This window comes from Pedobacter sp. BS3 (assembly GCF_008274585.1).
GTDB lineage: Bacteria > Bacteroidota > Bacteroidia > Sphingobacteriales > Sphingobacteriaceae > Hufsiella_A.
In genome coordinates, this window is sequence record NZ_VTRT01000013.1 from 24,913 (window position 1) to 47,236 (window position 22,324).

At 43.8% G+C, this 22,324-nt stretch carries 10 protein-coding genes; all 10 read left to right on the forward strand.

The window, feature by feature from the left end; genetic code table 11:
• Positions 1 to 115: 115 nt before the first annotated feature.
• The 10 genes from FW774_RS19900 (at position 116) to FW774_RS19945 (ending at position 21,833) form a co-directional block, all read left to right on the forward strand.
• A complete protein-coding gene (locus FW774_RS19900) occupies positions 116 to 3,151 on the forward strand; it encodes a discoidin domain-containing protein (RefSeq protein ID WP_149350237.1) in 3,036 nt (1,011 codons plus the stop codon).
• Between the two features lie 158 nt (positions 3,152 to 3,309).
• On the forward strand, positions 3,310 to 6,243 hold the full coding sequence (locus FW774_RS19905) for a glycoside hydrolase family 2 TIM barrel-domain containing protein (protein WP_149350238.1): 2,934 nt from the start codon (positions 3,310 to 3,312) through the stop codon (positions 6,241 to 6,243).
• Between the two features lie 235 nt (positions 6,244 to 6,478).
• A complete protein-coding gene (locus tag FW774_RS19910) occupies positions 6,479 to 7,711 on the forward strand; it encodes a DUF2264 domain-containing protein (protein WP_242457895.1) in 1,233 nt (410 codons plus the stop codon).
• A gap of 228 nt (positions 7,712 to 7,939) precedes the next feature.
• A complete protein-coding gene (locus tag FW774_RS19915; protein WP_149350239.1) occupies positions 7,940 to 9,136 on the forward strand; it encodes a glycoside hydrolase family 88 protein in 1,197 nt (398 codons plus the stop codon).
• A 124-nt stretch (positions 9,137 to 9,260) separates the two neighbouring features.
• Positions 9,261 to 10,817: a GH39 family glycosyl hydrolase gene (locus FW774_RS19920; RefSeq protein WP_149350241.1), complete on the forward strand. Its 1,557-nt coding sequence runs from the start codon at positions 9,261 to 9,263 to the stop codon at positions 10,815 to 10,817.
• 876 nt (positions 10,818 to 11,693) lie between these two features.
• Complete coding sequence (locus FW774_RS19925) at positions 11,694 to 13,961, forward strand: GH92 family glycosyl hydrolase (RefSeq protein WP_149350242.1); 2,268 nt, start codon at positions 11,694 to 11,696, stop codon at positions 13,959 to 13,961.
• Between the two features lie 47 nt (positions 13,962 to 14,008).
• The gene (locus FW774_RS19930; protein ID WP_149350243.1) at positions 14,009 to 14,899 is read left to right on the forward strand and encodes an ROK family protein; all 891 of its coding nucleotides are present in this window, start codon (positions 14,009 to 14,011) and stop codon (positions 14,897 to 14,899) included.
• Between the two features lie 168 nt (positions 14,900 to 15,067).
• Positions 15,068 to 17,722: a galactose oxidase gene (locus FW774_RS19935; RefSeq protein ID WP_149350245.1), complete on the forward strand. Its 2,655-nt coding sequence runs from the start codon at positions 15,068 to 15,070 to the stop codon at positions 17,720 to 17,722.
• 381 nt (positions 17,723 to 18,103) lie between these two features.
• Positions 18,104 to 20,527, forward strand: coding sequence for a glycosyl hydrolase family 95 catalytic domain-containing protein (locus tag FW774_RS19940; RefSeq protein WP_242457896.1), 2,424 nt, complete (start codon positions 18,104 to 18,106; stop codon positions 20,525 to 20,527).
• Positions 20,528 to 20,555: 28 nt separating this feature from the next.
• A complete protein-coding gene (locus FW774_RS19945) occupies positions 20,556 to 21,833 on the forward strand; it encodes a glycoside hydrolase family 71/99-like protein (RefSeq protein WP_149350248.1) in 1,278 nt (425 codons plus the stop codon).
• The last annotated feature ends 491 nt before the right edge of the window (positions 21,834 to 22,324 follow it).

Sequence of the window (22,324 nt, forward strand, 5' to 3'; positions counted from 1 at the left end):
GGGAAAGGGTTGGGTGAATGATTGGAGTGAAGCAATCTTACATAATGTAATTGAACCGATAAATCCATAATTTAACTTGTCTTAAAAACTAAAAGAAAATCGCTACAGTATAATAATGAGAAATATCAGGCAGATAAATAACATCGTATTCAGCATTTTGCTGGTTCTTACGGCAACAAAAGTCAATGCACAGCAACCCAATATAGCCTTGCATAAGCCGGTATATGTTACATCCGAAGACCCGGCTAATCCGGCAGGAAACATGGTTGACGGAGTAATATCGCGAAAGTCAAAATGGGCTGCCAGTTTGTCAAAAGCCCCGCATATTGTAGAGATCGACCTGAAAAAATATTATACCCTTACGGAGATCAGGGTGCATAGCGGTATTATGGACAGCGAAAAGAAGCCGGATGAAATGACCCAGGCTGCCGGTTTCTGGTCGGTAAAGAATTTTAAATTGCAATATTGGGACGACGCAAACTGGAGTGATTTCCCCAAAGCAGAAGTACATGAAAACAGGCTGACTACCGTTGATTTTAAGTTTAATCCCGGAATCAGCACCTATAAAATACGCCTCGTGTGCGATGACGGAGAACCCATCAGCATCATGGAAATAGAAGCCTTTGGCGATGAAATGTCCAATATGCCAGCACCACCAAGTGTGAATGCTGATATCCCCGTAACCAAGAAAATAACCAGTCCTCAAGATGCGGTTATTACCGTAAACAATAAAATCATCGGCAAGAGCCTGAAATTTGTGGGTTACAACCAGGGTTACTATTTTCCCGGCAGTAACGTATCCGGCTGGATTGAATATTCAGGCGTGAATGCTTTGCGGGTATGGACAAGTCTCAATTCATTTGTCCCCGAAAGTGCTGTAGAAGTAAATCCTGCTATAAAGACCGTAAGCGAGTTTGATAAACGGAAGGCCGGATTGCGGGCTAACCCGGAGCATAACAGCTACATCAAATGGAATGATTTATATCCGTTATACGATAAGCTCGATTCTTCATCAACCAATGCTATGGAATTTAATTATGCGCTGGATGAATTAAAACGGCTGGGCATCCAGGTGGTGCTGCAAATTAATAATACCGATTTTAAGGATGACTGGGAAAATAAATGGAAGCAATGGCAGCGTTTTTACGCACTGGCGTACTATACGGCAAAGCGGGGTAACGTAGCTATGTTTGCCATGCATAACGAACCCAATCACCGCAATGCAGGCCCCATGAAGCTGGAAACCTGGATCATGGGTATGCAGATCGTGTCAGACGCTATACACGCCGCCGTTAACGATGTCAATAAGCAATACAACAAAAAGCTTGAGCCCAAATTCGTAGGGCCGGTTACCGCAGGGCAGAATACCGATTGGTGGGCGGCCATCTCAAAAGCCATACGTACAGATTATCATGGAAAGACCATCGATCATGATCTGATCGATATTTTTTCCACCCATTCCTACAATTCACCTGCGGCAGGTTACGAATCGCGGGTAAGCAATATCCGTAAAATTATTATGGATAATCATCCCGCACATCAATCATTGCCTATTGTTTATACCGAGATCGGTCGCTGGATGAATGCTTACCTGATTGATAAGGAAGAAACTATGGATTCGCCGTCGCTGTTTACCGAGTGGGCTGGTATCTATGCCAATAATATGAAGAACGGGTGTTATGGCATGTGGGCCTTTAAGCTCGCCAATACCTCAAGCAGCACCTATCCGCTAGGCATCAAATCGGGGCATCATTATATCTGGCAGGGAAAACGCATTGTAGAAGATGCTTATACCAACCTGGCGCTGGACAAAACAGTAACGGCGGGAAGCGAAACAGCATCGGCAAAATTAGTTACCGACGGAGATAAATCCGATGCCTCAACCTGGATCTCGGATACTACGGCGCAGGGTAAATGGCTGGAAATAAACCTGGGCGAAACGCGAAACCTTGGCAGCGCCGTGGTGTACACCGGTTCGTCGTATGGCGTGTATACCAGTCCCGACAGAGTGAAGAATTTCAGTCTGCAATATTTCAGCAACGGATCGTGGAAAGATATTCCGGGTGCGGTACAGAAAAATTGCAAATATGCCCAGGTGTTCATGACGTTTAAAACGCCGGTGTCCACCAGTCGCATCCGGTTTAAAAGTACCGATAAAGGGCAGATAAAAGTGCGTGAGATTAAGGTATTCGATAAGAATGATGGCCCCTCTGATACACCGGATTACAATATTTCGGGTATACAGCGTACCGGCGAAGTAGTCCGTTTATTTGCCAAAGGATTTAAGAATGAAAGGCCCTTATTGCAAACGTCGGCCTCAGTAAAAGATAATGATCTGGATAGCTGGACATCGTTCGACAAAGCATCCGGCAGCTATTATATGTGGCTGGTTCAGCGTGGTACATTCGATTACCGCTTAACCATCGATATTTCCCAGCTTGATGTGGCAGCAGGCAGCACCGCGATTGCCGAGACCGTAAATAAGGATTATTACGGCGAAGCAAGCCACGTATTGACCGTATCCGGCGATAAAAAGCTCAGCCTGACCTTACCGTCACAGAGCGTGATGCTGCTAACCATCCCGGCAGGTAAAAAAACAGCACATTCGGTAGTATATGCTTCAGCCGATGCTTCTGTTGCAGGCGGTGAACATTCGTCAGAGAACTACGGGGCTAATAAGCAGCTTGAGGTGCAATTAGATGCCTCAAAACCGGCAAATAATAAAGTGAGCTACATTTCCTTTGATCTGTCTAAAACCAATGTGACATCCGCACGGCGCATCCTGTTCCGGGTTAAAGGCTACGCGGATAAAGATAACCGGCCGTATCGTTTGCATGTATATGCCGTACCATCGGTCGCATGGCAGCAAAATCAGCTGAACTGGACGAATGCGCCTTTATTAGATAAAAAGGAAGCATTGATACACGAGGTAGGCACTAAAGCCGCAATAGCCGGCGAACTGGCATTTACCACAACACCGCAATATCATAACCTGGATGTTACAAACTTGTTAAAGAAACATGTCGGTAAAGCCGTTACTTTTATCCTGGTTCGTGAAACGCGGCAACTGGGCGATGATGAAGATAAAGGCCGTAAAGTGCTCATCAGCTCTTCCGAATCGGCAGATAAGCCTAAATTAGAGATTTGGTAGAGTGGGTGCTGAGATATGAGATTTGAGAAATCTCCGCTCACCGGGATTTGTAATCCCGGTGGCTATAACTCCGGATTTTAAATCCGGCGCTAACAAAGTCAGGATTACAAATCCTGACCAGCGGAATGTATTGAGACTTTAAATATAAACCTATAAACATGAAACGACTATCCTTTTTCTTTTTACTGATTACTTTATTATCCGTCCGGGTTACGGTTGCGCAGCCACCGGGAACATTCAGGCTGACGCCCTTTACCGGAATCGATTATGTGCGCCTGGTGGTTGATGCCTCATACCGTGCATCGGCAGCCAATACATTTAAAGCAGTTATCCGGTCTGCAAAAGATAACAGCATATTGTGGCAGGGAGCAGTAAATCCCGAAGCCGTAAAAATGGTCGAGAAAGATTATTTACAGTTTACCGTTAAAAGCCTCAAACCCATTCTGTGGGAGCCGGTAAATCCATATCTGTACGAGGTTACCCTGCAGCAGTACCGTGGCGGAAAATTGCTGAATGAGCTGAAACAACGGCTTGGCTTCAGGAGCTTTGCCAGCCGGAATGGCAATTTATTCCTGAACGGGAAGCCCATCTTTTTGCGGGGCATAGCCATTAATCCGCCCGGAAGGGGTATCCCTGATTCCGTGGAAACTAGTCGCAGTTTTGCCGAGGATTATGTGAGGTTCATGAAAAGTATTCACGTAAATATTATCCGCATACCGGATGATGAAACCTGGTTTAATGTATGCGATGAGCTGGGTATGATGGTATTTGGCGGTAATTACGGCTCAAAGGTAGCAGCGGGAGAGAAGGTAGGAAAGTTTGAGCAGGTAGGTGATGAAACCGACGGCGGTTTTCCAAAAGATTATGACCGGGGAGTATCCTGGTATGAGAATATCAAGCTGGGCGCTATAGCGCATCACCCTAGTTTGATGGTATACGCCATGACCAACGAAACGCCGTTCAAGGGAAGCCGTGCCGTACAATGGGAAAAATTCCTGGATTATGCCTATCATAAATTAAAGCAGTGGGATGAAACCCGTGTATATATTGCCAATGCGGGTTACGGCTATGGAAAAACCGGCGATATCTGCGATCTGCACCGGTATTGGGGCTGGTATTACAGTTCGCCGTTTACATTTTTACACATCCGCAACAATGCCGATATTATTCCTTTTCCTAAAAAAGTGGGACAACCCATCACCTTTACAGAATGTGTGGGTAATTATACCGGCCCCGACGGGCGCTACAACCTGACGCCGGCCCATAAAAATCCAAGCTCACAGCTTACCTGGACAGGACATGCCGCCCAGAATTTGCAGGCTCAGCTTGCCGATGAGCATCAGAGCTTTACCATGAAGCAGGTTACCGAAACTTTCCGGCAGTTACGTGTGGTAAATAATGAGCTGAGCGGTGTTTTCCCGTTTACCATACTGTTCTATAACTGGAATACCGTTCAGAAATTTATGGATATGAACCCCAAGCCGGTAACCGACCAGGTAAAAATATCTTACCAGCCGGTGCTGCTGAGCTGGGAGTGCTGGACGCCCAATGCGTTTGCCGGTGCTGAGATACATCCTGTTGCTCATATTATCAACGATAGCGATGATTTTAAAGACCTGAAAAACGTTACACTAAGCTACCAGTTGAAAGACAAAGCCGGCATGGTGTTTCTGTCGGACAGTATAAAACTGGGCGATATTCGTTATTACGGAACAGTTCAAAAGGAATTATCCGTTAAGCTTCCGGAAAACCTGGTTACAGGAAACTATTGGCTCGCTGGAAAAGTAAAGACCGCAAACAGGATTGTTTCTGAAAATACTTACAAATTGTTTATCGGCGATAAATTATTCACCCGGCCGGTTATGCCCTTACAGGCTTCGGTGGCCTTGTACGATAACAATGGAAAGACCAAAGCTGCATTCGGCAATCTTAAAATAGATGTTAAACAGCTGAACAATCCTGGAGATATCGCTAAAGGAAGTTTCCTGGTTATCGGCGAAAATGCTGCTGACGAAACCTTTGTAAAAGCGGCAAGGAAAATCAAAGATTTTGTGGCCAAAGGCGGTCGTGTGATCGTGCTGCGCCAGGATAGCCTGCACCTGCCCAATGTGAACGCTATTCTGAATTATAAGCTGCAAAACTCAACCGTAGATATTGATGACCCGGTTTACCCGGTATCCAGCACTGCACCAAGAAATGGTTACTATGTCAATCCCGAACGACCGGAACATCCCGTATTTTACGGCATTACCCGCGAGAACCTGAAAGTATGGTCTGATTATAGCAACTGGAATGAATCAAAACCCGGAATGCCGCAGATTTACCCGGTAACCGATGGCTTTATGTTTGAAAACCGCGATGCTGTAGGCGATATTGCCATTCTTGGTAACTATGCTTCGGGCTTGCAATCGGTGGCCCTGGCCGAACAATTTGACGGAGCAGGAAGCGTATTGCTTTGCGGAATGGATTTAGCTAACCGGGCAGGAGCAGATCCTGTAGCCAGTCGCCTGCTGACCAACATGCTCGAATACAGCAGCAAACCCGATGGTCACGAGCGTTACCAGCTGGTTACCAGCCCGATAATCTGGGGAGAATATGAGACAGAAAAGGGTATTGTGACCGATTATTATAGCGGTTTCCTGGTTAACTCCACACCCCGTATTCCGGCTTATAATGATCTGCCCAAACAGGAAATCGTAGTGACTAAAGAAGGTTACCAGTTTGCCGGTGGACGCCGGAGTGGCTTTAATACCCGGCCGGGTATACAGTATGTGGCTAATGGTCGCAGACCCTGGGGCCCTTATGCGCAGACTTTTGGTGGTCAGCCTAAGCTGATCGACTCATCCACAACCGGAACAGCAAAATTCTGGTGCCGCATCCCGCAAGGATTTAATACCATGAGTTCGGTAGTATGGAATCCCGCAAAGGAGCCGTTAAGCATACACATTAAGGTGAATGATCTGCCCGAAAAGGTTCAGGTGATCAATGCCGGCGGCAGGATATCGGTAGATTGCCCGGTAAACGCGACCAATGTCAATGTGACCTATGCGGGAGACCGGCGGTTGGTCGTATTGGAAACGGCGTTTAAGTAGTGGGTTAGTTTGTTGAGGTTATGAGTTATGAGTTATGTGTTATGTGTTACGGGTTACCTGACACATAACCCATAACAATCTTAAATCTCATGTCTTATATCTAAAATCTCAAGGCACACAAAAATAATCGTATATTGGAACAATATGCAGGTATATCTGAACGATATACCCGGCTTTGTTGCATGGGCTCTCTGCTATTTTTGGAGCTCATACATTAACCAGAATAAATCAATTTATGTTTATACCCAGAATGATGTTACGGGTGGCTTCCTTAGCTGTTTTGCTGCCCTGTATGGTATTTGCCCGTCAAAATACGCCGTCGAATGATGGTAAGGCAGAACGGGAATATCTCGTGAATAAGCTGACCCTGATTGCCGACCCGGTACTGAATGCATTGAGCAAAAATGAGCTGAAAAAGAAAATGCCGGTAGAAGCGGCATCGCCCAAAGACCGGCAGTACAGCACCCACCTGGAAGCGTTTGGACGTTTGCTGGCCGGAATGGCTCCCTGGCTGGAGCTGGGCCCGGATGATACTCCCGAAGGTAAGATCCGTAAAAAATATATTGATCTGGCGTTGGCAGGTATTCATAATGCTACTGATCCGAAAGCTCCTGATTTTATGAATTTTAATCAGGGACGCCAGCCGGTGGTGGATGCCGCTTTTTTTGCCCAAGCCCTGTTGCGTGCCCCGCACCAGTTGTGGGACAGGCTCGACAAACAGACACAAAAGAATGTTATAGATGCTTTAAAATCATCGCGGGTGATCACGCCGTCTTACAGCAACTGGCTGTTGTTCAGTGCCACCATTGAGGCCGCTTTACTCCGTTTTGATGGCTCCGGCGACCGTATGCGGATGGATTATGCCATCAGGCAGCATTTATTGTGGTACAAAGGTGATGGCGCTTATGGCGACGGGCCTAATTTTCACTGGGATTATTATAACAGCTTTGTGATACAACCTATGTTTGTGGAAGTGCTGCAAACGCTGAAAGATTATGGTAAAGATTCCAAATATTATGACCAGACCCTGGCCCGGGCACAGCGTTATGCGGCTGTACAGGAGCGGCTGATCTCACCCGAAGCCACCTATCCGCCCATCGGCCGGTCGCTGGCGTATCGTTTTGGCGCTTTTCAATTGCTTTCAAAAATTGCATTAATGAAAAAGCTTCCCAAAGAAATTTTGCCGCAACAGGTACGCTTTGCGCTGTATTCTGTGATAAAACGGCAGATAGAAGCGCCCGGAACCTTTAATAAAGATGGCTGGCTGCAAATAGGTATTTACGGTCATCAGCCCGGTATTGGCGAGGGTTATATCTCTACCGGAAGCCTGTATTTATGCTCCGAAGCCTTTTTGATCCTGGGTTTACCTTCAACAGATGAGCTGTGGACAGCCCCGGATGCCGACTGGACTTCACGCAAAGTGTGGAAAGGCGAAGCTGTGCCTATTGATCATGCTATTGCAGACTAATGGTAGAAATAAGAATGAAGAGATTGAGGCAGCTTATAGTTCATGGTTCATAGCGTTATAGACAGTCGGTAAGTCTGCAAGTCGGAAAGACCGGAAGCTAAATGAAATGTATTAAAACTTATAATTTACGAATAACAATCAACGACTAACAAAAAAGGAATAGCCAGTTAACAACCAACTTATTAGGTTTTTTACTTTTGAATTTTAACTTTTGATTTATTTATAGCAATGAAGATTAGGTATTTATTTACGGCAATAGCCTGTTTTGCAGCAGTTTCTTTTGGGTATGCACAAAAAACGGTAATCAAACCCAAACCAGAGATCCTTAAATTGATCAACGATGACCTTAGTTTTGCCGGGGCGCAATATAAATTCCTGATGAAACACGTACCGGCAGATAGCCTGCCTGAGACGTTCAGGCCGGATGGCACCTGGCAAAGTTGTGCTGCCAAATCCTGGACAAGCGGCTTCTATCCTGGAACCTTGTTTTACCTCTGCCTGGATAAAAAAGATACCATGTTATATAACGAGGGTTTAAGAAGGCTGAAGATCATGGAGAGCCAGAAAACTATAAACTCGCACGATATCGGCTTTATGATGTATTGCAGTTTTGGTAATGCCATGAAGCTGAATGCCGATCCTTCGTATAAAGATATTTTGCTCACCAGCGCACAATCGCTGTCAAAGCGCTTTAATCCAAAAGTGGGCTGTACCATGTCGTGGGGATCAAAGCCGGGTGAGTTTCGGGTGATCATTGATAATATGATGAACCTGGAGCTGCTGATGTGGGCTACCAAAGCCACCGGCGATTCATCCTATGCAAAGATTGCCATTTCGCATGCCAATACCACCATGAAGAACCATTTCCGTCCCGATTACAGTTCTTACCACCTGGTTAACTACAATTCAGAAACCGGTCAGGTGATCCGTAAACAAACGGTACAGGGTTATGCCGATGACTCAGCCTGGGGCAGAGGTCAGGGATGGGGATTATATGGCTTTACCATGATGTATCGTGAAACCAAAGACCCGAAATACCTGAAACAAGCCAAAGGGATCGCCAATTTTATCCTGAGCAGTCCTAATTTACCAGCCGATAAAGTACCTTATTGGGATTTTAATACGCCGGGTAAGCCAAACGCCTTCCGGGATGCTTCGGCCGGAGCCATTTATGCCTCAGCGCTTATTGAGCTTGCCGGTTATGTAGATGCGGTTAATGCCAAACGTTATGTGGATGCTGCCGAAACAATCATCAAAACCTTGTCCTCATCAGCATTCAGATCTCCTTATGGTGGAACCGGCGGTTTTATCCTGAAACATAGTGTAGGGCATTTACCAAAGGGCGTGTTGATTGACGTTCCCTTAACGTATGCCGATTATTACTTTGTAGAAGCCATGCTACGGTATAAAAACCTGGGCAAGTAGAGAGACGCTTAGGTGTGGAATACGGCTCATTAGTTAAGAAGTTTTGTCATTCTGAACGCAGTGAAGAATCTCTACTCACGCTTGTGCCTGTTTTCGGCAATCTTAACCGATTAAATAATACGCTATGAAACTACAAGCTTGTTTGCTGTCGGGTGCGCTTTTTGTGCAGACATTATACGCACAAATGCTTCCCGTAAGGGAAATTAGTGTCGACCTGAACCAGGTGGCCGGGAATAAAAGCCCGGTTTATACCGAATGTGTAGGTGCGGGTAGGGCAGGCGAGGGCCTGCGTGCCGACTGGCAGCAGCAACTGGCAGCGGTGCAAAAGGATATCGGCTTTAAATACATTCGTTTTCACGGCTTGCTGAATGATGATATGCATATTTACAGCCTGGATAAGCAGGGAAACGTAGTATATAACTGGCAGTATGTAGATAAACTGTACGATTACCTGCTGAGCATCCATATCCGGCCCTTTGTAGAACTGGGTTTTATGCCGCCCGATCTTGCTTCGGGAACTAAAACGGTATTCTGGTGGAAAGGAAATGTAACCAAGCCCAAATCGTATGATGAATGGGATAAGCTGATTAGTAAACTGGTAACCCATTGGCAGGAACGCTATGGCCGTGAAGAAGTAGAAAAATGGTATTTCGAGGTGTGGAATGAGCCGGATCTAAGAGGTTTTTTTGATGGAACCCAAGCCGATTATTTTGAGCTGTACGCCCATACCGCCAAAGCGGTAAAAAGTGTATCATCCGGTTATCGTGTTGGCGGGCCGGCAACCTCGGCAACCAAATGGATCGCCGAATTTCTGGATTACTGCACAACCAATAAGCTGCCTGTTGACTTTGTAAGTACCCATGATTACGGTACAACATCGGTGCTGGATGAATTTGGAACTAAGAAGCAAAAGCTCAAAAGCACACAGGATACCATTGCCATGAATGTTAAAAGGGTACGTGACCTGATCAACAATTCGGCATACAAAAACGCCGAGCTGCATTTCACCGAATGGAATACCTCACCTTCATCCCGCGACCCGATCCATGATACCTACCAGAATGCGGCGTATGTGCTGCACGTGCTTAAAAAAGCCGTTCGTAATAGCAACTCCATGTCGTACTGGACATTTACGGATATTTTTGAGGAAGCAGGGCCCGGGCCAACACCTTTACATGGCGGTTTCGGCCTGCTGAATCTGCAGGACATCCGGAAGCCTACGTATTACGCCTATAAGTTCCTGAACGAGCTGGGCTCCGCCGAGCTTAAAAATACAGATGCCTCATCGCTGGTTTGCAAACAAGGACAAAACGTACAGGCATTGATCTGGGATTTCACCATGCCTGGCAAGGATTATGATTCAGACCAGGGATATTTCATAAAGGAGCATCCTTCAACAGTTAAACAAACCGCCCGGTTGGTGTTAACCCATGTAAAAAAAGGAAAGTACCGTGTGGAGCTGTACCAGGTGGGATATCGCCACAACGATCCTTTTACGGCTTATATAGCTATGGGAAAACCTGCACAGGTTACTCCGGCACAGGTTGCTGAACTGAAAAAGCAATCGTCGGGTTTACCGGTTAGCAGCTATGAAGTTAACATTACCGATGGTACGTTTCGCAAAGATATCCCGCTAAGGGATAACGATATTATTTTTGTTAAGCTGATCCGGCTGGATTAGGTTAAACCAGTGTAAGTAATTCTAACGGACACTATAGCCCTAATCCCTTTACATTCTATTCTGAGAGCTTCGCCCTAATTCGGGAAGTAAGGGTATGTCAAGAAGGTTTGTTTTATAAATTCTAAATGTTCTTCTCCTGATACAGCATTTTACTGAATATACCTCATTACCTGAAGAAATAATTCCCGCAAAAAATACCTGATGATTTTTATGGCCTCTCGCTTACCAGAAAATATTTATCTTACTCTTGATATCAATCACAATCCAAAAATAGTTTTCTTTTGCCTGATTGCCAAAAAATGGGGCTTTGTTGATACTATTTGACCGCGAATGGCCGCATTTGGCCGGTTATTCCTGCTGGTTTGCATGGTTTTTAGCGAAAACAGACCAAATTGTAAAACGGTATAAAAACTACCTTTTGTTCGCTAGTCCTTCGCTTCTTCTTCGCTACACAGGCCCTTTTTGCCATCACCAGGGCACTTTCCAGCGAACAAGGTACGAACTTGAAGTAACCCAGACCTATACCAGGGCTGAGGTTGAAGAGGGAGAAGGATGAAGGACTAACAGCAAATGCAGGAGAAAGATCGTCCTTCTACGCATAAGAGGTTGGCGCAGTGAATATAGTGGGTGTTCCGCCTTAAGAGCCATCACCTAAAAAAGTATCTTAATTTTTTTCTGTTAAGCTATTATTAAGCTTTTTTTAATGGTTGCCGGATTACTTAGCGGGCATTTAACCAATTTAAACCGCTATGTACAGTTACAGCTTTATCCCCTTTTTTAGAATAAAAACCGCTTTCCGTATGGTCGGCTGGTATTCGGGTATTTTTTCAACTTCCACGGAATTTATTTACGACGATTTAATCACGATCCATGTATATGCGCCTTTCAAATCATAAACTATCTGTTATTTTCAGAACTTCTGTATACTGTTTCATTATTGGTTGTCATTTGGGTTACGCTCAGAACCGAACGGCTGCTGGTGAGCCTGGTAGTTTAAAATACGTTGATCCGCGTATCGGTAACGTAGGGCAATTGCTTGAGCCTACCCGGCCAACGGTGCAGCAGCCTAATCAACTGATCAGAATGTACCCGCAACGGAAAGATTATCTGGATGACCAGATCGATAATTTTCCGCTGACAATTGTATCGCATAGACTTGGACAAGTGTTTTCGGTTAAGCCCGATATTATGCCGGTTGATACCAGCCGATGGCACAAAAGGATGCCTTATGACCATGATCTGGAAATTACCCGGCCCTGGTATTATTCAACATATCTGGTTGACGATGAGATACAGGTTGAGTTTACGCCAGGTAAAAAAACAGGAATTTATCGTTTTACGTTTCCCCAAAAGGCAGTAAAGAACTTATTGTTCGGTAGCTATAACAGTGGGCGATCTGACTTTAAGTTCATTTCTCCAACCGAAATTACCGGTACGGAGACCTATCACAACGATATCAGAGTTTACCTGTATGGGGTATTCAGCCAGGGAGGCAGTACCGGGGTGATCAAAAGCGGAAAACCGGTTTCGTCTAATGAAACATCGGGTTGGAGATCACAAGCCTTTATTACATTTACCGGGCAGGAGTCGGCTATTGTATTCAAATATGCCATTTCTTATATCAGTCCTGAGCAGGCCAAACGAAATTTTGAAAGTGAGCTGAAGGAGCAAAGTTTTGAAACAATTAAGGATGCAGCAGAAAAGACCTGGGATGCCGTAATTAATCAGATAGAGGTAGCTGGCGGGACAGAAGCTCAGAAGCGGTCTTTTTATACCGCTTTATATCGTTGTTATGAGCGGATGGTCAACATCTCGGAGGATAACCGTTATTACAGCGGATTTGATAAGAAAGTCCACGAAAGCAGCAGGCCGTTTTATACAGACGACTGGACCTGGGATACTTACCTAGCGCATCATCCATTGCGGACCATCCTGAACCCCTCCCTGGAAGAAGATATGGTTAATTCGTATGTGGAAATGTATCGTCAGGGTGGGTGGATGCCTACCTTTCCGGTGTTGTTTGGTGATCACGCCTGCATGAACGGTTTCCATTCTTCAATCATGATCCTGGATGTCTACCGAAAAGGCTTACGGAATTTTGATGTGAATAAGGCTTACGAGGGTATGCTAAAAAATGCCGACGAGGCTACCCTGATTCCCTGGCGTACTGGGCCAAAAACGAAGCTTGATGACTTTTATCACGAGAAAGGTTATTTCCCGGCCCTGGCTGAGCATGAAAAAGAAACGGTGATAGAGGTAGACTCTTTCGAGAAGCGTCAGGCGGTAGCGGTAACTCTGGGTGCCAGTTTTGACGATTGGGCGGTAGCGCAGTTGGCCAAAGAATTGGGACGGCAACAGGATTTCGAACGATTTACCAAACGGACCTTGAATTATAAAAATCTGTGGAATGACGATAAAAATATGTTTATCCCCAAAGATGATCAGGGTAATTTCATTGACATTGATCCGAAGTTTGACGGTGGCATGGGTGGTCGCGATTATTACGATGAGAACAACGGCTATACCTATAAATGGCAGGTGCAGCATGATATACCCGGACTGATCTCACTGATGAAGGGAAAAGATAATTTTGAGCAGGAGCTGGATAAATTATTCAGGGAAGGGCTGGAGCGAAGCAAGTACGCGTTTTGGGCTAAGTTTCCCGATGCTACCGGTCTTATCGGGCAGTATTCTATGGGTAATGAACCCAGTTTTCATATCCCTTACTTGTATAACTTTACCAATTCCCCCTGGAAAACCCAGAAGCACATCAGGCTTTTGCTTGATACCTGGTTTAAAGACAATATTTTTGGTATACCCGGAGATGAGGATGGCGGCGGCATGTCGGCATTTGTAGTGTTCTCATCTATGGGATTTTATCCGATAACACCCGGACTACCGGTGTACACTATCGGAAGTCCTGTATTTCAGAAAGTTACTATTAAGCTTCCCAATGGTAAACAGTTTGCTGTGCTGGCCAATCATTGCTCTGTAAAGAATAAGTACATTCAGCAGGCAAAATTTAACGGACAACCTCTAAACACACCTTGGTTTACGCATGCGCAACTGTTGGAAGGAGGCACCCTGGAACTGGAGATGGGGCCGAAACCGAATAAAATTTGGGGAAGGCCGGCAGCCAGGTAAGGCATTAACGCAGAACTAAAATATAGAAAAGGTTATAATACAACTTTATGGAAAATTCTTATAATACTGTAACCGTTGGGGTAGATGTAGGAGGGTCGCACATTACTGCCGGAGTGATTGATCTTGCTGCTGGACTGATCTTAAACGGCTCCGTTATTCGCGAGAAGCTTGATACACAAGGGTCGCTTGATGAAATTCTCGACAGGTGGGCAACTGTGATTCATCATGCCTTTTCTTCTTCAGGTAAGAGCAATAGTATATTAAAACTTGGTATGGCTATGCCCGGCCCGTTTGATTATGAAGATGGCGTGAGCCTGATGGTTGGCCAGAATAAGTACGATGCCTTTTACGGGCATAACATCAAACAACTACTTGCAAACCGGCTTAATATTAGCAAGACAGACATTTTGATGATGAATGATGCCAGCTGTTTTTTAAAAGGCGAAGTATATGGCGGTGTGGCTAAAGGCTATGAACATGTGATCGGCCTTACGCTGGGCACAGGCCTCGGTTCAGCTAAATATAGTTCATCATTTACATACGATGCGGAGTTGTGGTGCCACCCGTTTATGGATGGTATTGTAGAAGATTATCTGTCAACACGCTGGTTTGTAAGTCGGTTTAAAGATCATACCGGTTTAAATATCAATGATGTAAAAGAATTAAGTCTGTATGTAAACAGCAATGTTTACGCATTGGAGGTTTTCAAGGAATTTGGGCGTAATCTTGGGGCTTTTTTGTGTGAATTTATTAATATGGAGAACCCGCAGGTGGTTGTTCTGGGTGGAAATATTGCCAATGCATTCGATTTATTTATCAGCGAATGTCAGGAGATATTGCAAAGCCGGTCAATTCGTATTCCTATTTTAAGATCTGTTTTGGGAGAGGATGCATCGCTTATTGGGGCAGCAAGTCTTTGGGCAAACATACTGGTTTAGAATTTAAATCATTGACAATTAACTCTATGGGTTTTTTGAGGATAGTTTCTTGTAATTTATATACAAATAACTGCTATTTTGTGAATAAAAAATTATCTAATCTGATAGTGCAAGATAAATGTATGAGCTGTTTTTAAAATCAAAAGAGCTTTAGATATTTGTTAATAAATGAAGCAGGGGTATCAGACATATCTGTATTTAATTCTGTTATTTGCTCACCTATACAGTCCGCTGATAGCCCTTTCGCAATCGTATGGGCTGGCATTCTCCAGTTATGAGGCTGTTCAGGATTCCCGGACAGCGCTCGATCTGACTCCCGACCGGGAATTGTGCCTGAGTAATAATTTTGAGCTTTCGTTTGATTTAGCTTTGATCTCTGGTCAGCCTGAATATTTCGGGTACGTATTCCGCTTAATAGACAATAATAAAAATAATATCGACCTGGTTTGCGATAATGCTACCGGTATTTCCCGTAACTTCACTTTGGTTGCCGGAAGCAGTTCATCGGTTATTCGCTTTGATGAACCCGATATAACGGCATTTAATACCTGGAATAAGGTAATATTGAAAGCAGATTTAGCCCATCATACACTTACATTTAACCTGGGGCCCAAAAAGATCATCCAGAGGATTAACACTGGACAGGGTAACTGCTATAAAATACTTTTCGGCGCAAACAACTTCGGTACATTTAAAACCACGGATGTGCCGCCTATGCGCATTCGTAATATTATAATAAAGGAAAATAAGGTGCCGAAGTACGGTTGGGCGTTAAATGAGGCTGAAGGGGATATTGCTTTAGATTCAATATCGGGAAAAAATGCACGGGTAAATAATCCTTTGTGGATCAAAAAAATGCATTACGACTGGGAGGTTTGTGCTAAAATGACCGTGCAGGGAGCGGCTAGTGTGGCGTTTAATAAGAAGGATGAACAGATATATATTGTAGGATTAGACTCTTTATACACTTTTTCGGTAGGGAATAATCATGTAAACAGCTTGAAATATAAGTCCGGCCGATTAAATCTGTTAGAAGGTAACCAGTCGTATTTTGACGATAGCCGATCAAAGCTGTATACTATTTATCTGGATCAGCGGCAATTTGTAACATTCGATTTCAGTACGCAAACATGGAGCGGTAATTTTGATACTTCCGGTCCGATAACAGATAACTGGCATTTTAATAAATTTTACGCTCCATCAGACAGCTCATTCTACATTTTTAACGGATATGGCCATTACGTATATAAAAATGATATTAAGCGTTATCATCTGCCTGATGAGAACTTGCAGGATATCATGCCGGCTAATGAGGTGTATTCTCCGCGTTATCTTGCAGCCCTGGGTGTTACTGATGACGGAGCCTATATTATCGGCGGTTACGGCAGTAAAAGCGGACAGCAAATTCTAAACCCTAAAAATTGGTATGACTTGCTGTATTTCAGTTTAAAAGACAGAAGGGTAAAGAAATGTTATGAGCTTAAAAGTCAGGGTGAGGATTTTGTTTTTGCCAATTCATTGGTTATTGATTCCAAAACCCGTTCGTATTATGGACTGGTATTTCCTAAACATAAATTCAATACGGCATTACAATTAATCAAGGGATCATTAGATACAGCTTCGTTTATACCAGTAGGCGATACTATTTCCTATAAATTTCATGATATACAATCGTTTGCCGATCTGTATTACTGCCCAACCAGCGGTAAGTTTATAGCCGTAACACTGTTCCATAATGAACGTGACCAAACCGAAGTGGTGATATATGCTTTAGCCAGCCCACCGTTAAAGGCCGATCTGAAATTCATCCCGGCAAGTTCCGCGGTCACCCGAAAATGGGTGTTATTTCTGCTTGCCGGGTGTCTGGTGCTTATCGGGTTATTTATAGCTGTCAGAAAACGCAGGCTGAAACAAAACCTAGCTAACATACAGCCCGTACATGCTGGTGGTGAGGCAGTTGCAATGCTTAGGGAACAATCTGCAGTACCCTCAACAGAAGATACAGGAGTTAAAGCAACTGAACCGATGGCGGCCGTGAATTTAACATCCGGTGTTGAAAATTTGCATGAAACATATCCTGCGAAAGATGAAGAAGCTGTAACGCGTAATGCCATTTACCTGTTTGGTGGGATGCAGCTGTTTGATAATGAAGGGAATGATATTACACGCTTATTTACCCCGCTTATTAAAGAACTTTTCCTGGTTATCTTGCTGTACACTATCCGATGGGAGCGGGGTATTAGTTCAGAAAAGCTAAAGGAACTGCTATGGTTTGATAAAACTGCTGAAAGCGCCCGCAATAACCGTTCTGTGAATATTGCAAAGTTAAAGTCCATATTAGACAAGATGCAGAGTTGCCAGATATCCAAAGAGACGGGATATTGGAAAATTAACGCCGATTACAGCCAGTTACAAGTAGATTATCACAAGTATCTTACCATTGTAAAAGATAAAGGAAAACTTGATAAGCACAAGATACAGCAGCTAGCAGAAATTACCCAGCGGGGAAGTTTTTTATCAAACGTTGAATATGAATGGCTTGATTCGTTCAAATCTGAAATATCCAATGATGTAATTGATACATACCTGCACTTTGCAAATGCCATTGAAGTAACAGATGATCCGGAGTTCCTGGTTAAAATAGCCAACTACATCTTTTATTTTGACCCGGTAAATGAGGAAGCCATGGTGATTAAATGTAAAGCCCTGGTATGTCTGGGCAAGCATTCACTGGCAAAAAATACATTTGAGAGCTTTTGCAGGGAATATAAATTGCTATACGACGAGGATTTTGAAAAATCTTTCCAGGAAATCCTGGAATAAATATTCAAATTCAAAGCTCTTTATGTTGATTAATGTTTTATTAATCATTTGTTATTTTCCGAAAGTTTACTTTGATCTGTAATGGTTATTAAAGGTTTTTACCTTTCTGTTTAATTAATTGGTTCAAAAAAACTCCTGCCCACCAGGAGTTTTTTGTTTATCACATCCATTGTTATCACGTCAAAGAATGAAGTACAGGAAAACCGGGTTAGATAATTACCATTGAACATGCACTATTAATTATTTTTTAATCTTTTATTAGGCTTTAATCACTTATTTGTGAGCTAAAACCAATAAAAACCTGTTATGCATAAGTTTTTGTGCCAATTGGCGATATGCAGTACAATACTATTTTCTGGCTGCTTATTACCAGGGGTTTCGATGTCGAAGGATAAACATTTAAAGCTTTGGTATGATACGCCGGCTGGCGATACCTGGGAAGCCGCATTACCCGTTGGAAATGGTCGGCTGGCAGCTATGGTATTTGGTAATCCTATTAATGAAGTGCTCCAATTAAACGAATCATCGGTATGGAGCGGAGGCCCTAACCGTAACGACAATCCAAATGCGTTAAAAGTGTTACCGCAGATCCGGAAACTGATTTTCGAGGGCCGGTATAAAGAGGCCAATGATCTTGCTGTTAAAAACATCCAGTCGGAGCGGATTAACGGTATGTGCTACCAGCCTGTTGGCGAACTGCATCTGGATTTCATGGGGCATCAGCAATATCGTAATTACTATCGTGAGCTGGATATGGAAACTGCTGAAACAAGAACATCATATATGGTGAATGGAGTAACATTTACCCGTTCTGTTTTTGCATCTGTACCAGCGCAGGTTATTGTAATGCATCTTACTGCCAGTAAACCAGGCAGTATCACATTCAATGCCGCTCTCTCAAGTCTTCAGCGATCAGACGTAGCTGTTGATAGTGTAAATCAGTTGATATTGTCCGGTATTAGTGGCGATAGAGACGGGGTGCCGGGTCAGGTAAAATTTAAATCCCTGGTTCGATTTAAAACTAAGGGAGGGCAGGTGACCGCATCCGGTAAGACCGTGCATATAACCGGTGCAGATGCCGTTACCCTTTATATCTCCATCGCCACTAACGTTGTACGGTATAATGATATCAGCGCCAGCGAAACAGAACAGGCAGAAAAGTACCTGGAGAGAGCATGGAATATATCTTATAATGAATTGATAAAAGCGCATATTGCATCTTACCGATACTATTTTAATCGTGTAAAACTTGATTTAGGAACAACGAAGGCAACTAAACAGCCTACAGATGTACGATTAAGTGCTTTTGCCAATGGTGATGACCCGCAACTGGCCACTTTATATTTTCAATTTGGCAGGTACCTGCTTATTTCTTCATCGCAACCTGGTGGTCAGCCGGCCAATTTACAGGGCATTTGGAATAACCGGATGGATCCACCCTGGGGGAGCAAATACACTATCAATATTAATACGGAAATGAATTACTGGCCTGCCGAGGTTACCAGTTTGCCGGAGATGCATGAGCCGTTGGTACAGATGGTCAGGGAACTTTCTGAAACAGGTGCCGAAACAGCCAGGGTAATGTATGGCGCAAGAGGCTGGGTGGCACATCATAACACGGATTTGTGGCGTATCACCGGCCCTGTTGATGGTATATACTGGGGAATGTGGCCTATGGGTGGTGTGTGGCTTAGCCGGCATTTGTGGGATAAGTACCTGTATAATGGCGACAAAAATTACCTGCAGTCCGTTTATCCGGTACTGAAAGATGCTGCACGGTTTTGCCTGGATTTCCTGGTGCAGGAACCATCGCATAACTGGCTGGTTATTTCACCATCTATGTCGCCCGAAAACAGTCCTTCCGTTCATCCTGAGATCTCTATTGCCGCCGGAACCACTATCGATAATCAATTGGTATTTGAGTTGTTTTCTAATGTAATTAATGCGAACAGGATATTAAAAATGGATTCTGTATTTGCAGATAGTCTCCGGATTGCCCGCGATCGCTTACCGCCAATGCAGGTTGGCCGCTACGGACAGTTACAGGAATGGCTTCAGGATTGGGACAGCCCCAACGACAAAAACCGGCATGTATCGCACCTGTTCGGGTTATATCCGTCTAACCAGGTATCGCCCTACCGCACGCCAGCGCTATTTGCTGCCGCTAAAAAAACGCTGCTGATGCGGGGCGATATCTCTACCGGATGGTCTATGGGATGGAAAGTAAATTTGTGGGCCCGTCTGCTGGATGGTAATCATGCCTTTAAACTTATTCAGAATCAGCTTACACCGGCAGGATTAAATCAGGGCGCACAGAACAGTGGCGGCGGTACATATCCTAATTTATTTGATGCGCATCCGCCTTTCCAGATAGATGGAAATTTTGGTTGTACGGCCGGCATTGCCGAAATGTTATTGCAAAGCCATGATAGTTATATCTTTCTGCTACCTGCTCTTCCCGATGCCTGGAAGAATGGAAGAGTAAGTGGCTTAAAAACGGTAGGAGGGTTTGAAATAACCGGTATGCGTTGGGAAAATGGCCATCTTACACAACTCAAAATTAGATCATGGTCTGGCGGAAACTGTCGTCTCAGGGCTTACGATAAGCTGCAATTAAAAGGAAAAGGTAAACTCAGGAAGGCAACAGGCAACAACCCTAATCCTTTTTTCAGTGTGCCTCAAACGGCGGAACCAATGGTTTCGGAAGCAGCTACGCTCACGCAGTATGAGCCTGCACATACCTTTCTGTATGATTTAAATACACAACCCGGTAAAAGCTATAAGTTGAAAGTAATATCAAGATAGATAAATAAAACTCCATTATATAAAAATTATGAACAAAGTCCTTATTACATGTGCAGGTATATTGCTGTTAGCTATGCAGCTTTATGCACAAAAAACGAATAAACACGCTATTGTAACACAATATCCCACATATAAGGGGCTGGTAATGGCCGGTTACCAGGGGTGGTTCAGACCACAAAAAGACGGTACTTTCTTTCAGGATGAGAAACGCATCTATATCGATATGTGGCCGGACGTGAGTGAATATGAAATTACGTATCCAACCGGCTTAAAGTTAAGAGATGGCAGCACAGCACGGTTTTTTAGTTCGGCCGATAAAAGCACGACAGCGCTACATTTTAAGTGGATGAAGGATTACGGTGTTGACGGCGTTTTCATGCAGCGTTTTTACGATGCTGCCAGAAAGGGTTCTAGGAGGCAGGTTGAAGCAGGAATTTTAAGCAATGCGTTAGAAGCCGCCTCAAAAAATAACCGGGCTATAGCATTAATGTACGATCTGTCCGGTCTTCATCCTGGCGAAGATTGCTCTTTACTGATAGAAGACTGGAAGTACCTGGTAGACTCATTAAAGATAACCAATCAGAAAGGCAATAAAACATATCTTCATCACAATGGCAAGCCGGTTGTTGCTATCTGGGGGCTCGGTTTTCCAGACAGACCATATAATATACGTAGCATCGGGATAGAGCAATTGATCAACTTTCTTAAAAACGACCCCCAATATGGCGGTTGTGCTGTAATGCTGGGAGTACCTACGTTTTGGCGTACATTGGATGCCGACTGTGTAAATGATCCCTACCTGCATGATCTGATCAAGCAGGCCGATATTGTGTTACCCTGGATGGTGCAGCGTTTTACACCATTGTTGCATAATGATATGGACCGTTACCGGGATATCATTATTAAAGATCTGCAATGGTGTAAAGATAATGCCGTTAGTTATGTCCCCTGTATATACCCGGGGTTTAGCTGGCATAATTTAAGTATGCATGAATTCCCGGACGATATAAAGCCCGTCGGTTCAATTCCACGCCAGGGCGGACGTTTCTATTGGCAGCAAATTACTACAGCCCTCAAGGCTGGAACAGAGATGTTATATGTAGCCATGTTTGACGAGGTAAACGAGGGAACGGCAATTTTTAAATGTACCGATCAACCGCCGGTAAGTGCTACCGCCCAATTTATAGATATGGACGGAAAGCCATCTGACCATTATCTGTGGTTAACCGGGCAGGCGGCAAAGATGTTACGGAATGAAATCCCATTTTCATTAAAACAACCTGAACGTTATCAGGATAAGAAATAATATTTATTATTCTGATTATCAGTGTTTTGTATTAAAAATTAAATGTTAATCAATTATTAATCTTTTATTAAGTGCCCGGGCGGTTATTTGAGTTACCAATATAACCGAAGATATAATTTATAGAAAAACTAACCGCTAAGCAAACTATGTATCCTCTTTTACCACCTTAATTGTGTAGTTCAGGCCGTAAAATCACCAGGTGATGGATGGGCTGTGTATGAGAGCCCTGGCCCGTCATAACAAACGCATACCGATTACTACGATGTATAACCAAGTTAAAACTAAATTATAAATGAAATGGCAGAAAATACCTACTTGAAATGAACATGATTATAACCGGCGATGATGTACTGTTTTTAAACCTGAATATCATCAGATTATTTAGAAAATGCTCAATTGCTACATAATAATATTAACGTGTTGTGCGATTAAAAAGCCAAAGCATATTTTAAATGATTTAGCGGTCTGTTATTCTGTTTATTGATGAACTG